This is a genomic window from Anaerosporobacter sp. (genome assembly GCF_965301125.1).
In genome coordinates this window covers 1-14871 of record NZ_CBDLAM010000095.1, presented here as the reverse complement: position 1 = coordinate 14871, position 14871 = coordinate 1, and the positions used below count along the sequence as shown (strand labels likewise).

Sequence of the window (14871 nt, the reverse complement as noted above, 5' to 3'; positions counted from 1 at the left end):
TTTCTTATCTTTACTTCGTCTTTTCCGCAAACGTAATCATTAAGCTTTATTATTACGTTAAATAGAATAACATACATAAGATTAGTATCACACATCAATTGATTTTGAATCATGTGTGATACTTTTTTTATATTGTAATGGTCTATACACCAGATTGTTGCCATAAAGTTAATAAATTTTATTTTTATAAGAAACACACAGGAGGAAATCACGTGAATGATATTAATTATTTTATAGTATTTATTGAGGGTGTATTATCTATATTCTCACCTTGTATTCTACCTATATTACCGGTATACCTAAGTATGTTGGCTAATAGTAGTGTAGATGAATTGAAAACATCTAAATTCAATAGGTTATTAATTATTAATACAGTATTCTTTATACTAGGTATATCAACAACATTCTTTATATTGGGTTCATCCTTAAGAGTATTTAGTTCATTTTTTAATACAAATAAATATATAATTATGATTTTAGGTGGAATTATAATAATTATAATGGGACTATTCTATGTAGGGATATTAAAATCTAATATATTAAATCAAGAAAAACGATTAAATCTTTCGTATAAGAAGATGTCACCACTGTCTGCCTTTATTCTAGGATTTACATTCAGTTTTGGCTGGACACCATGCATTGGTCCAATTCTAGCATCCGTTATGGTTATGGCTACTAGTTCAGACAATATGGTAACATCAAATCTATTAATTTTGATTTATACAATAGGATTTACTGTGCCATTTTTAATAGTTTCTTTATTCTATGGAGCACTATATAGTAAGATTACTCAAATTAAGAAACATATGAATGGTATCAAGAGAATTAGTGGGGCTCTTATTATAGTAGCCGGTGTTGTAATGCTTATTAATGGTATTACAAGTCTTAATAAAGAATTAACGTTTAGGAATAAAAACCAGAATCAAGCCGTAGTAGATACTAATGATGATATAAATTCTAGTGAACAAAATAAGGAAGAAGAAGGTAATCAAGATAGCAACCAGGAAGATAAGATAGCGCCAATTGATTTTACATTATTAGATCAATATGGGAATGAACACACACTTAGTGATTATAAAGGGAAAACCGTATTTTTGAATATCTGGGCTACTTGGTGTCCACCTTGTAGAGAAGAGATGCCATATATTGAAGAATTATACAAAGAATATGGATATAATGAGAATGATGTAGTGATACTTGGCGTGGCTTCACCTGAACTGGGAAGAGAAGGTTCGAAGGATTCAATAATAGAATTTTTAGAAGATAATGAATATAGCTTCCCTGTAGTTATGGATGAGTATGCTTCAATGGTTTATGGATACGGAATTAGTGCTTTTCCATCGACTTTAATAATTGATAAAGAAGGATATATTACAAAATATGTTCCAGGAGCTATGGACAAAGAGACTATGACTGATTTAATAGAAGGGGAACGCTAGGTAATTGATAGTTTATTTTTATGTTCTGGCTTGCAATTATGAAAATCCTGTGCTAAAATGAAAAAAGAACAAATGTTTGGTTTATAGAAAAAGAATTATGTAATAATGAGGGGAGGATTCACAGTGTTATTAAATCTTCATGTGAAGAATTTAGCTATCATTGATGAGATAGAAGTTTATTTTTCTGATAATCTGAATATTATAACAGGGGAAACCGGAGCTGGTAAATCTGTTATCATAGGATCAATTAATATTGCACTAGGAGGTAAGGTACCAAAGGATATTATTAGAAAAGGTGCCGATTATGCATTAGTAGAATTAGTTTTTCAAGTTGAGGATATAAATTGCATTACAGCATTAAAAGAACTTGATGTTCCAATGATTGATAATCAAGTTATTATATCTCGTAAAATTATGAATGGCAGAAGTGTTAGTAAAGTGAATGGTGAAATTGTTCCAACTTCATTATTAAAAGATATATCAGCACTTTTAATTGATATACATGGTCAACATGAACATCAATCGTTAATACATAAGAGAACACATCTTAATATTCTCGATCGTTATGCGAAGGAGGAGATTAAGGATTTAAAAGAGAAGGTTGCTCAATCTTATCATGTTTATCGTAATGCATTGAATGAATTGAACGAAGCGGCTGTAGATGAAGAGAAAAGGATAAGAGAAATCTCGTTTTTAGAATATGAGATTAACGAAATTGAGAATGCTAGGCTAAAAGAAGGAGAAGACGAAGAATTAAGTGCACGATTTAAGAAATTGTCTAATGCCAATTCTATAGTGGAAGGATTATCAACCGTTTATCAACTAACAGGGAATGAAGATTCGGGATCTGTATCTGATTGCATTGGACAAGCATCAAAGATTTTATCAAAATTGGAAAGTTATGATGAAGAAGTAACGAAGTTTACTAGCTATATGTCAGATCTTGAGGATATGATAAGTGAATTTAATCGAAATATTGCGGGTTATCTAGGCGAGATAAATATAGATCGAGAAGAATTGAGTACAACTGAAGAAAGATTAGATTTTATTCATAATTTAAAATCAAAATATGGGAATACTATTTCAGATATATTAAAGTATTGTGAAAAAAGTAAAGCACGTTTAGAAAAATATTTAGATTATGATAATTATATAAGTCAACTAAGAAAGAAAGTTGATATCGAACGAACCAATTTAGAGGATTTATCTTATAAATTATCAGTAATTAGAAAACGTAATGCAAGTAAATTATCATCAGATATCAAAGAAGTATTAATTGATTTGAATTTCCTTGATGTTCGTTTTGATATGAATTTTACTATATTATCGGATTTTACTTATAATGGTATCGACGATGCGGAGTTCTTGATATCAACGAATCCTGGTGAAGATATGAAGCCGCTTGGAAAGATTGCTTCTGGTGGTGAATTATCAAGAATTATGCTGGCGATTAAATCGATTTTAGCGAATAATGATTCTATTGAAACTCTCATTTTTGATGAAATTGATGTCGGTGTAAGTGGAAGAACAGCACAAAAAGTTTCGGAAAAGCTGGCTCTAATTGCTAAAAATCATCAAATTCTATGCATTACACATCTACCTCAAATTGCTGCTATGGCGGATGAACATTATATAATTGAAAAGAAAGCAAATGAAAATTGTACAACAACGAAGATTAGACAACTAAGTCAAGATGAATCTGTACAAGAACTTGCTAGAATGTTAAGTGGTGCTGAATTAACAGATACCGTTATTCAGAATGCAAAGGAAATGAAAGAATTGGCAAGTAACACAAAAAAATACTAGGGTTATAATTACGAAATCACATATACTAATCAAACAAAAAGTGAATTAAAGTGAGAGGTGTGATTTCATGTCTAGTAAAAAGCGGATTTATAGAAGCGTATTGATAATACTAGTTTTTTTTGATTTGATGGTTATTTTAGACATGGGAATAAAGAAAATGGCATCAAATATACCTAGTAATATACGTGTTCTTGTAGGGACAGAAGAGGTATTTGACTTTAATCTCCCTGTTGAAGGAGACATCGAAACTAGCCAAGTTGGTGTATTCAATGTTGATAACAAGCAGAATTTAAAGAATAAGATTCATATTAATTTGAATAAGCCTTTTTCTATTCAATCTTCTCAGGTAGGTGCGTATTCAGTAGATCTAAAACTATTTGGTAAGTTTACATTAAAAAAGATTAACATTGATGTTATAGATAGTGTCGATGTTATACCATCGGGCATGCCAATTGGAATTTATGTTAATACAGATGGAGTTCTTGTGTTAGGCACTGGTGATGTTGCGTGCAGTGATGGAATGAATTATGAACCTGCTTTGAATATACTTAAAAGTGGCGACTATATTGTGGCTATCAATGGAAAATCAATCGGTACTATTGATGAAGTTATGAATTGTATTCATAATTCCAATGGACAAAGCATGGAATTTTCTGTTCGAAGAAATGAAGAAATAATTAAGCTTAAAGTAAAACCGGTTAAGAGTACGGATGGAGATTATAAAATAGGTGTTTGGATACGTGAAGATACACAAGGTATTGGGACGTTAACTTATACAACGACAGATGATAAATTCGGAGCACTTGGTCATCCGATTACAGATATGGATACTGGTACTGTATTGGAGATAAAAGAAGGAGCTATCTATACAACGCAGATCATAGATATTGTCAAAGGTAAGTCAGGCGAACCAGGAGAAATATTAGGTATTATTAATCAAAATCCTAAAAATAAAATAGGAACCATAAGTTCAAATACATCACAAGGTATATATGGAAAATTAGGTAATAATAGAAATAAGATTAAACAAGGCCAGGTAATGGAAATCGGGTTAAAACAAGATATTAAATTAGGAAAAGCATGTATCCGATGTATGGTAGATAATGAAATACAAGAATATGAGATAGAGATAGAAAAGATTAATCTAAATCCTTCCGCAGAGAATAAAGGAATGGTTATTAGAATTACTGATGAAAGGTTATTGAATATAACCAATGGCATTATACAAGGAATGAGTGGAAGTCCTATTATACAAGATAACAAGCTAATAGGCGCTGTTACACATGTATTTATTCAAGATTCAACAAAAGGTTACGGCACCTTCATAGAAAATATGATAATCAATTCGAAATAGTAGAGAAGAATAAAAAACCCTCCCTATAAAAAGGAAAAAAAAGTAAATCAATAATCGACGATTATCTTACTTTTTATAGATTTATTATGTCTCAATTATCTAAGATGCAAATACATAGTATTTGCATCTTTAATTTTGTAAGATAACTCAATTCAAAAATTATACTTTCGGAACAATACAGTCGATTGATGTCGATAAGAAATGTTTGAAATAATGTAAAATAATGGATATAATTTTCCTGTGGTTAAAAATAATGAATGCAATTGATTTCTAACAATACTTGTAAAATACTATAATTCTTATTAATATTACTAAAATATTGATAATTAAACATTTTATTACAAAGCATGGAAATATATGTTGACTTAATATGTGAAAATACGATATACTTCCTATTGTAAAAATCTTTTTATGGTATAGTTAAGGCTATTTGATGAAAGGAATAACCTTTAACAGGGAATCAATTAGAAATTGGGAGGACTATTTATGGGAAAGATTACGGTAGCTATTGTCGATGACAATGAAAGAATTGTAAATCTTCTTGAGACAATTCTGAAGGAAGATGATGACGTGGAGGTAGTAGGAAAAGCGGATAATGGGATTGATGCTTTAACTATTATTAAGGAAAAAGCACCAGATGTTGTTTTACTTGATCTAATTATGCCAAAGCTTGATGGATTGGGAGTCCTAGAAAAAGTTAAGCATAATTCAGAATTTAAAAAAACACCAGCCTTTATTGTCGTTACGGCTATAGGACAAGAAGGTGTAACTGAGAATGCATTCGAACTGGGAGCTAGTTATTATATTATGAAACCGTTTGATAATAATATTATATTATCAAGAATTAAGCAAATTAAAGGTGAATCAAAGCTTGTCGACAATCACAGAGTAAGTACATTCGAAAACAAAGCATCTTACATAGAGAGAAATCTTGAAACTGATGTTACAAACATAATACATGAGATTGGCGTTCCTGCTCATATCAAGGGTTATCAATACCTAAGAGATGCCATTATGATGTCAGTTAATGACAGTGAAATGTTGAATTCAATCACAAAGCTTTTGTATCCTTCCATTGCAAAACAACATAAAACAACACCAAGTCGTGTTGAAAGAGCAATTCGTCATGCAATTGAGGTAGCATGGAGCAGAGGTAAGATGGATACAATAGATGACTTATTTGGTTACACAGTAAGTAATGGAAAAGGTAAACCTACGAACTCAGAATTTGTTGCTCTAATTGCAGATAAAATTCGTTTGGAATACAAATTTAGATCATAGAAGATAGAATAAATAAGTCTATATAACCAGTCAGATTTAATACATTTAATATTCAATTATTACTGAAAATTTTCTTTGAATTATCAATCTAATATTGTATAATAGGATTATTATGATATAATAATTTTGTCATTTAAATAAAATGTAACTTATTAATACTATAAAATGCCAAATTGGGAGCATAGTATTGAAAAGTTACTATTAGGTTGACGTAATAGAATTATCAGGAGGTTTGGTATGAAACGAATTTTATTTGTAGCATCAGAATGTGTTCCATTTATTAAGACTGGGGGCCTAGCGGACGTAGTTGGATCGTTACCTAAGTACTTTAATAAAGAAGAGTTTGATGTGAGAGTAATGATTCCTAAGTATTGTGCAATTCCAGATACATATAAACAACAGATGCAGTATAAAACACATTTTTACTTGAATCTTGCTTGGCGTTCACAGTATGTCGGAGTATTAGAGATGGAATTAGACGGGGTTACCTTTTATTTTATTGATAATGAATTCTATTTTGCTGGTCCTACACCTTATGGAAATATATATGAAGATATCGAAAAATTTGCATTTTTCTCAAAAGCAGCATTATCAGCTCTGCCATTAATTGATTTCCGTCCGGATATTATCCATTGTCATGATTGGCAGACAGGATTATTGCCTGTATATTTGAAAGATACATTTTCACAGAATCCATTCTTTCAAGGAATTAAGTCTATAATGACTATACATAATTTGAAATTCCAAGGTGTTTGGGATATGAAGACGGTAAAAGATATATCAGGTTTATCCTCATATTATTTTGCTCCTGATAAATTAGAAGCGTATGGTGATGCTAACTATTTAAAAGGTGGCATTGTGTATGCAGATTATGTTACAACAGTTAGTAATTCTTATGCAGAAGAGATTAAGATGCCATTCTACGGAGAAGGACTTGACGGCTTAATGAGAGCCAGATCAAATGTGCTTGAAGGTATTGTGAATGGAATCGATTATAATGAATATAATCCGGAAAATGATCCATATTTATACAAGTCATTTAACATTAAGAATTTTAGAAAAGAAAAAGTAAAAAATAAACGTGGATTACAAGAAGAATTAGGCCTTGAACAAAATGATAAAAAATTCATGGTTGGTATTGTATCTCGTTTAACAGATCAAAAAGGTTTAGATTTAATTGATTATGTAATAGAAGAGATTTGCAGTGATGATACACAATTAGTTGTATTAGGAACAGGTGAGGATAAATACGAGAACTTGTTCAGACATTATGCATGGAAATACAGTGATAGGGTATCTGCAAACATCTTTTATTCAAATGATCGAGCTCATAAAATCTATGCTGCTTGTGATGCCTTTTTAATGCCTTCCTTATTTGAACCTTGTGGTTTAAGTCAACTTATGAGTTTGCGATATGGAACAGTTCCAATTGTAAGAGAAACCGGAGGCTTAAGAGATACTGTTGAACCATATAATGAATTTGAAAGTAAAGGTACTGGTTTTTCCTTTAAGAATTATAATGCCCATGAAATGCTTAATACGATACGTTATGCAAAACATATTTATTATAATAAAAAGAGAGAATGGAATAAGATTATAGATCGTGGTATGGCTGCTGATTTTTCTTGGAATAATTCGGCTAAGAGATATGAAGATTTATACTATAGACTATAAGAATAGATAGGCAAATCAAATATAAGTCAAAGATACAAAAACAAATCGATATCGCAAAAAACTGAATATTTTTAAAGTATAAAAACTCTAAATTTTGGAATGCTAATTTTATTAGTAAAAAATTTGGAGTTTTTATTTTGTTATAGATTTGTAAAGAATGATATAAAAAATTAAATAATGCTAAGAAAATGCTAAGATTATAATGTTAGTCAATGATAACATTTGACGAAACTTGTAGAAAATTATATTGTATATGCCTACAATTTTAGGCATTATAAGAATTGATTCAATTGTAATAACTAAGTATTATTACAATTGATAAGTTTAAACTTAAGTAGGAGGAAATATAATGACTGTAGAAGTTTTAGGAACAATCTTCTCCTTTGTAGGTGGCCTTGGAATGTTCCTATATGGTATGAATGTTATGGCGGATGGTCTGCAAAAATCAGCAGGTGGTAAGATGAAGCAATTAATGGGGATTCTTACTCATAACCGCTTACTTGCTGTAGTAGTAGGTGCTTTAGTAACAGCTATTATACAGAGCAGTTCAGCAACAACAGTTATGATTGTTGGCTTTGTAAATGCAGGTATTGTAAATTTAACACAAGCTGTTGGAGTTATCATGGGTGCTAATGTTGGTACAACAATAACAGGTTGGTTAGTATCTATGAATGAATGGGGGGCAATTTTTAAACCATCATTCTTTGCTCCGTTAGTAATAGGTATTGGTGCATTTATTCTAATGTTCACTAAAAAAGAGAATAAAAAAGATCTTTGTGAACTTCTAATTGGTTTTGGTGTATTATTCATTGGACTTAGTTTTATGTCAGATGCTATTAAACCTTATAGTGATTCTCCAATATTCTCAAATGCATTCGCAATATTAGGTAAAAATCCAATCTTAGCAATTCTAGCAGGTGCAATTGTAACTGCTATTATTCAAAGCTCTTCGGCATCTGTTGGTATTTTACAAACGTTAGCTATGAATGGTGTTGTTGGGTGGAACTCTGCAGTATTTATTACTTTAGGTCAAAATATTGGAACATGTGTAACTGCACTATTATCAAGTGCAGGAGCAAATAAAACAGCAAAGAGAGCGGCGGTTATTCATCTTATGTTTAATGTCGTAGGTGCAGTCATCTTTGGTATTTTGATGTTTGTTATTTTTAGAATTGATCCTGTCTTTGCAAAGTCTTCAATTAATAGTGTTGAAATATCTATATTCCACACTATATTTAATATTTCAAATACGTTAATTTTATTCCCATTTGCTAATTTATTAGTTAAATTATCAGGACTAATAGTGGATGATTCTAAGCAAGAAGTAATGAATGAAGATGAAGTTAGATTAATGCATTTAGATGAGCGTATTCTTGAAACGCCTTCTTTTGCTGTGGAAAATGCAGTGAAAGAATCTATCAATTTAGGAAGATTAACGCTCAAAAACACAGAAACTGCTATGCAAGCTATTTTGGAAAATGATATAGAGAAAGCAAATGAAGTTTTCAAAACAGAGAAGTTAATTGATAAATATGAAAAGAAAATTACAGAGTATTTAGTTAAGATAAGCAATCTATCTATCAATGAAAAACAACATTTACTTGTTAATGATTTATTCTATACAATTAGTAATATTGAGCGTGTAGGGGATCATGCGGATAATCTTGCTGAATTAGCTGTTTCTAAAATTGATCATAATATATGGTTCTCTGATACTGCCTATAAAGAATTGGAAGAAATATGTGATGTAGCACTACAATCTTTTGAAAATGCAATATTAGCAAGAGAAACAGAGAATCTTGATTATGTTAGAAAAGTTGTAAAGTTAGAGGATCAAGTAGATGCTCTTGAAGAAGAAATGAGAGAAAGACATATTGAACGTCTATCTAAAAATCAATGTGATTCGGAAACTGGAGTTATCTTTATTGATGCATTAGTTAATCTTGAAAGAATTTCGGATCATTCCTTAAATATTGCAAATTATGTAAAGGATGAATTGTAGATAATTCCCTTTGAACTTGAAATTACTAATCTTTAAAAGGTTTTACTCATTTATTAGAATTTTAATGAATTAACTCTTGAAATTTAAGTACAAGTTAGGTACAATATTGGTGGTGCGAAACATACTAATGTGTTTGATAATATAATAACAATTCATTTTTGGAATTATTAACATTTTTAGTATAGTTAATACATAATTGATTTAGTTTGTTTATTACCACACTGTACAAGGCTGTTTGTAAGACTATTAATTAGTATAATTTAATCGCCATGATTTAATAGCTGTCTCTGACAGTATATTATAAAAATTACATTTTAGGAGGAATAAAAATGGCAGTAAAAGTAGCAATTAATGGTTTTGGACGTATTGGACGTCTTGCATTTAGACAAATGTTTGGAGCAGAAGGTTATGAAGTAGTTGCAATCAACGACTTAACTAACCCAACTATGTTAGCTCATTTATTAAAATATGATTCATCACAAGGTAGATATGATGGACATACTGTTGAAGCTAAAGAATCTTCAATCGTTGTTGATGGAAAAGAAATCAAAATCTATGCAGAAAGAAATGCAGCAGATCTTCCTTGGGGAGAAATCGGAGTAGATGTAGTACTTGAGTGTACTGGTTTCTATGTATCAAAAGCAAAATCTCAAGCACACATCGATGCAGGTGCTAAGAAAGTTGTTATTTCAGCTCCAGCTGGAAACGACCTTCCAACAATCGTTTACAACGTAAACCACGACAAATTAACTAAAGAAGATACAATTATTTCTGCAGCTTCATGTACAACTAACTGTTTAGCTCCTATGGCTAAAGCACTTAATGATTTCGCTACAATCAAGAGCGGTATCATGACAACTGTACATGCTTACACTGGAGATCAAATGACTCTTGATGGACCACATCCAAAAGGAGATTTAAGAAGAGCTCGTGCAGCTGCTTGCTCAATCGTTCCAAACTCAACTGGTGCAGCTAAAGCTATCGGTTTAGTAATTCCTGAACTTAACGGAAAATTAATCGGATCTGCACAAAGAGTTCCAACTCCTACAGGATCAACTACTATCTTAGTAGCTGTTGTTGAAGGTACAGTAACTAAAGATGAAGTAAATGCAGCTATGAAAGCAGCAGCTACTGAATCATTTGGTTATACTGAAGAAGAATTAGTATCTTCAGATATCATTGGTATCAGAGAAGGATCATTATTTGATGCAACTCAAACAATGGTAACAAACCTTGACAACGGAACTTCTCAAGTTCAAGTTGTAGCTTGGTATGATAATGAAAATTCATATACTAGCCAAATGGTTAGAACAATCAAATACTTTGCTGAATTAGCTTAGTTTACATTTTAGGTATTATTAGATCCTAGTACGGGTCCGGTCTTGTAGGTTAGACTTATAGGGCCGGACCTATTATTATATTTATGGTCTTTTGAAAGGAGTAACATAATGTTAAATAAAAAATCAGTTGATGATATTAATGTTAAAGGTAAGAGAGTATTAGTAAGATGTGACTTTAATGTACCATTAGTAGATGGTAAAATTACAGACGAAAACCGTCTTGTTGCTGCATTACCAACAATCAATAAATTAGTTAACGATGGTGGTAAAATCATTCTTTGTTCACACCTTGGTAAACCAAAAGGAGAACCAAAACCAGAATTATCTTTAGCTCCAGTAGCAGTTCGTTTAGCTGAATTACTTGGTCAACCTGTTACATTTGCTGCTGATCCAACTGTAGTTGGTGAAAATGCAAAAGCTGCAGTTGCTGCTATGAACGACGGAGATGTTGTTCTTCTTGAAAACACTCGTTATAGAGTAGAAGAAACTAAGAATGTTGATGAATTCAGCCAAGAATTAGCTTCTTTAGCTGATGTATTCGTAAATGATGCATTCGGTACTGCACATAGAGCTCATTGTTCTAACGTTGGTGTAACTAAATATGTTGATACAGCAGTAGTTGGTTATTTAATGCAAAAAGAAATTGATTTCTTAGGAAATGCAGTTAATAACCCAGTAAGACCTTTCGTAGCTATCTTAGGTGGTTCTAAAGTTTCTAGTAAGATCTCTGTTATCAACAACCTTCTTGATAAAGTTGATACTTTAATCATCGGTGGTGGTATGGCATTTACTTTTGAAAAAGCTCTTGGACATAACGTAGGTAACTCACTTCTAGAAGAAGATTACATCTCATATGCAAAAGAAATGATGGAAAAAGCAGAAGCTAAAGGCGTTAAATTATTAATTCCTGTAGATACAGTTGTTGCTGATGCATTCTCTAACGATGCTAACATCAAAACTGTTGAACGTGGTGGAATCGAAGATGGTTGGATGGGACTTGATATCGGACCAAAAACAAGCGCTTTATACGCTGATGCATTAAAAGATGCTAAGACAGTTGTATGGAACGGACCAATGGGATGTTTCGAAATGTCTAACTTTGCAGACGGTACAATCGCTGTAGCTAAAGCTTTAGCTGAAATCGATGCAACAACTATTATCGGTGGTGGAGATAGTGCTTCTGCAGTTAACAATTTAGGATTCGGTGATAAGATGACTCACATCTCTACTGGTGGTGGAGCTTCTCTTGAATTCTTAGAAGGAAAAGAACTTCCAGGTGTTGCTGCAGCAAACGATAAATAAGTTAGATTTAGTCGTAGGATAAGTAAAAATTTAAGGAGATAACATAATGCGTAAGAAAATTATTGCAGGTAACTGGAAAATGAATAAAACTCCAAGTGAGACAGTTACTTTAATTAATGAACTTAAACCTTTAGTAGCAAATGAAGAAGTAGATGTAGTATTCTGTGTACCAGCTATTTCTTTAACAACTGCAATTGAAGCAGCTAAAGGATCAAATATTGAAATCGGTGCTGAAAACATGCATTTTGAAGAAAGCGGTGCTTTCACTGGAGAAATCGCTCCAAACATGTTAACAGATATCGGTGTTAAATATGTAATCATTGGTCATTCTGAAAGAAGAGAATACTTTGCAGAAACAGATGAAACAGTTAATAAGAAAGTATTAAAAGCTTTCGAACATGGAATTACTCCAATCATCTGCTGTGGAGAATCTTTAACTCAAAGAGAACAAGGAATTACAATTGACTTAATTCGTCAACAAATTAAGATTGCTTTCTTAAATGTAACTGCAGATCAAGCTAAAACTGCTGTTATCGCTTATGAACCAATCTGGGCAATCGGAACTGGTAAAGTAGCTACAACAGAACAAGCTCAAGAAGTTTGTGCTGCAATTCGTGTTTGCATCGGCGAAATCTATGATGAAGCAACAGCAGCTGCAATCCGTATCCAATACGGCGGAAGTGTTTCTGCTGATTCTGCTTCAGAATTATTTGCTCAAGCAGATATCGATGGTGGATTAGTTGGTGGAGCTAGTTTAAAACCAGACTTCGGTAAAATCGTTAACTATAATAAATAGTAAACTGTACAAGAAATAATAGAGTAAAACAAGCATTAACCCGCTTCTCTTAGTATAATAACTAATTGAAGCGGGTTTTTTGTATTTTAGTTGACCATTTACATGTTTGAATTGTATATAGAGTGAAAGGAGGTCGACGATGAAGAACACAATGAGTACTCAAGAGTTTGAAACCATGTATCATAAATACAAAGGCTTGTTATATCGAATTTCCTTTACATATATGAAGAATCAAGAAGATACTGAAGATATATTACAAGAGGTTTTTACGAAACGTTTGTATGTTGCACCAGAGTTCAATACAGAGGAACATGAGAGAAGATGGCTGATTCGCATTACCATTAATTTATCCAAAAATCATTTGAAATCCTTTTGGAATAGAAATCGGAACTCTTTAGAAGAGTGTGAAATCGAGATACCATGGCAAATGGATTCGAGGAAGAAGGAAGTATGGGAAGAAGTTGTATTATTACCCGATAAGTGCAGAGTAGCTATGTACCTATTCTATTATGAGGGGTATAGCTGTAAAGAAATCGGGAAGATGTTAGGATGTACGGAATCTGCTGTGAAAATGCGTTTGAAAAAAGGAAGAGAGAAATTGAAAATCAATTTGTTAAAGGGAGGTACCTTTTATGAGACTTGAAGATTATAAAGATTTATATGATTCTATGAAACTATCCGAGGATTCAGACCAGAGAATACTTGTCCAGATTTTGAAGAATAGAAATGAAGATAATAAGACGAAAAAGAAAGGAAAAGAATATTTGGCAAGAAGAGTTGTAAAAGTAGCAGTTGCAGCTTTGGTAGCAGTAGTTGCAGTAAGTGGAGTAGCATATGCTGCAACACAGTTATGGAATACAAATGTGGCAAAAAGATATGGGGTATCCAAAGATACAGAAACAATGCAGAAAATGACGGATAAGGGATTCTCAAAGATTATGACAGATAGGGAAGAATCGAAACTTACTGTGACGGATAACGGAATCACAGTAGATGTGGTTCAAACATTGGCGGATGAACATTTTGCCTATGTATATTTCGAAGTTGAATTTAGTAAGGAGTATGAACCTGTTGTAAAGGGTGCAGATGAAAATTCAGATACGGGAGTTGCTATGCCTGAAATATCATTTAGTTCAAAGAATTTAGCTGATAATAATCTTAATTTCTGTGGTTCAGTAGCGAAGGTTATAAATGACCATAAAGTTGCCTATGAATATATGTTAATGAGTCCATCTGACTCAGAACTATTAGAAGACTTCGTAGTTGATATGAACATTGAAGATTTTACTGTAGATCATGAAATATATGATTCAAATTCATATTCTATTGTAAAAGGAAATTGGAATCTATCCTGGAATTTATCTTGTGGAACCGAGAAGAGTACATACGAAATTGGTAAAAAGGTAACCATTGATGGCGTTGAAATGGATGTGGAAAAATTGGTGATTTCTCCGTTATCTTATCAATTATATGTACAACTAAAAGATTGGGACGCATTTAATAAGCTGTTTGCTAAAGATGAGCAACCTGAACTTTCAGAGTTCCAATATAGTGATGGAACATTTGATGGTTTGGGTGGAATAGGGAGTACAAATATTGAACATTCAGATAGCAGAGGTACCTATGTTATAGAGGTAAAAGGATTTGATAAAATTATGGATTTAGACAAACTGACAGGATTTACGTATGGTGGCAACAAGATATCCTTACAGTAGAAAAGGGAGTAGAAAAGAATAGAATAGAGATGCAAATGGACTGCACTAGTAATACTGGTGCAGTTTTTGTTAAGAGCTTCCTAGTGGGAGTTTTTAGAGTAAAAAAAGAAATGGATATAACAGGAATTAACTTGTAAAGATAACCTATAAAAAGTATAATAT

Annotated in this window: 11 protein-coding genes; all 11 read left to right on the top strand. The window is 32.1% G+C overall.

Features of this window, described 5'->3' with window-relative positions; translation table 11 throughout:
* The first annotated feature begins 212 nt into the window (after positions 1-212).
* Positions 213-1439, top strand: a complete 1227-nt coding sequence (locus ACW2QF_RS11420) for a redoxin family protein (protein WP_455716129.1) — start codon at positions 213-215, stop codon at positions 1437-1439.
* A 123-nt stretch (positions 1440-1562) separates the two neighbouring features.
* Positions 1563-3245: a DNA repair protein RecN gene (gene recN / locus ACW2QF_RS11415; protein WP_455716128.1), complete on the top strand. Its 1683-nt coding sequence runs from the start codon at positions 1563-1565 to the stop codon at positions 3243-3245.
* A gap of 67 nt (positions 3246-3312) precedes the next feature.
* Positions 3313-4599 carry a SpoIVB peptidase gene (gene spoIVB / locus ACW2QF_RS11410; RefSeq protein ID WP_455716127.1) on the top strand — a complete coding sequence of 429 codons (1287 nt, stop codon included), beginning with the start codon at positions 3313-3315 and terminating at the stop codon, positions 4597-4599.
* A gap of 486 nt (positions 4600-5085) precedes the next feature.
* Positions 5086-5880: a sporulation transcription factor Spo0A gene (spo0A, locus tag ACW2QF_RS11405; protein WP_455716126.1), complete on the top strand. Its 795-nt coding sequence runs from the start codon at positions 5086-5088 to the stop codon at positions 5878-5880.
* Between the two features lie 237 nt (positions 5881-6117).
* The gene (gene glgA / locus ACW2QF_RS11400; protein WP_455716125.1) at positions 6118-7554 is read left to right on the top strand and encodes a glycogen synthase GlgA; all 1437 of its coding nucleotides are present in this window, start codon (positions 6118-6120) and stop codon (positions 7552-7554) included.
* Between the two features lie 349 nt (positions 7555-7903).
* The gene (locus tag ACW2QF_RS11395) at positions 7904-9556 is read left to right on the top strand and encodes a Na/Pi cotransporter family protein (protein WP_455716124.1); all 1653 of its coding nucleotides are present in this window, start codon (positions 7904-7906) and stop codon (positions 9554-9556) included.
* 329 nt (positions 9557-9885) lie between these two features.
* On the top strand, positions 9886-10896 hold the full coding sequence (gene gap / locus ACW2QF_RS11390; protein WP_455716123.1) for a type I glyceraldehyde-3-phosphate dehydrogenase: 1011 nt from the start codon (positions 9886-9888) through the stop codon (positions 10894-10896).
* 108 nt (positions 10897-11004) lie between these two features.
* Positions 11005-12198, top strand: a complete 1194-nt coding sequence (locus tag ACW2QF_RS11385) for a phosphoglycerate kinase (protein ID WP_455716122.1) — start codon at positions 11005-11007, stop codon at positions 12196-12198.
* Between the two features lie 43 nt (positions 12199-12241).
* Entirely contained in the window at positions 12242-12994 is a 753-nt protein-coding gene (gene tpiA, locus ACW2QF_RS11380; protein ID WP_455716130.1) for a triose-phosphate isomerase, read from the top strand.
* Between the two features lie 139 nt (positions 12995-13133).
* Positions 13134-13637, top strand: coding sequence for an RNA polymerase sigma factor (locus ACW2QF_RS11375; RefSeq protein ID WP_455716121.1), 504 nt, complete (start codon positions 13134-13136; stop codon positions 13635-13637).
* Positions 13627-14709 (top strand): DUF4179 domain-containing protein, encoded by a 1083-nt coding sequence (locus tag ACW2QF_RS11370; protein WP_455716120.1) that lies wholly within the window; start codon positions 13627-13629, stop codon positions 14707-14709. The genes ACW2QF_RS11375 and ACW2QF_RS11370 overlap by 11 nt, the downstream gene beginning before the upstream one ends.
* Positions 14710-14871: the final 162 nt, after the last annotated feature.

What these genes read in the sequence shown, in the direction of transcription:
- ACW2QF_RS11375 (WP_455716121.1), top strand. Translation starts at nt 13,134, where the DNA reads ATGAAGAACACAATGAGTACTCAAGAGTTTGAAACCATGTATCATAAA.
- ACW2QF_RS11370 (WP_455716120.1), top strand. Translation starts at nt 13,627, where the DNA reads ATGAGACTTGAAGATTATAAAGATTTATATGATTCTATGAAACTATCC.
- gap (WP_455716123.1), top strand. Translation starts at nt 9,886, where the DNA reads ATGGCAGTAAAAGTAGCAATTAATGGTTTTGGACGTATTGGACGTCTT.
- spo0A (WP_455716126.1), top strand. Translation starts at nt 5,086, where the DNA reads ATGGGAAAGATTACGGTAGCTATTGTCGATGACAATGAAAGAATTGTA.
- spoIVB (WP_455716127.1), top strand. Translation starts at nt 3,313, where the DNA reads ATGTCTAGTAAAAAGCGGATTTATAGAAGCGTATTGATAATACTAGTT.
- ACW2QF_RS11385 (WP_455716122.1), top strand. Translation starts at nt 11,005, where the DNA reads ATGTTAAATAAAAAATCAGTTGATGATATTAATGTTAAAGGTAAGAGA.
- glgA (WP_455716125.1), top strand. Translation starts at nt 6,118, where the DNA reads ATGAAACGAATTTTATTTGTAGCATCAGAATGTGTTCCATTTATTAAG.
- ACW2QF_RS11395 (WP_455716124.1), top strand. Translation starts at nt 7,904, where the DNA reads ATGACTGTAGAAGTTTTAGGAACAATCTTCTCCTTTGTAGGTGGCCTT.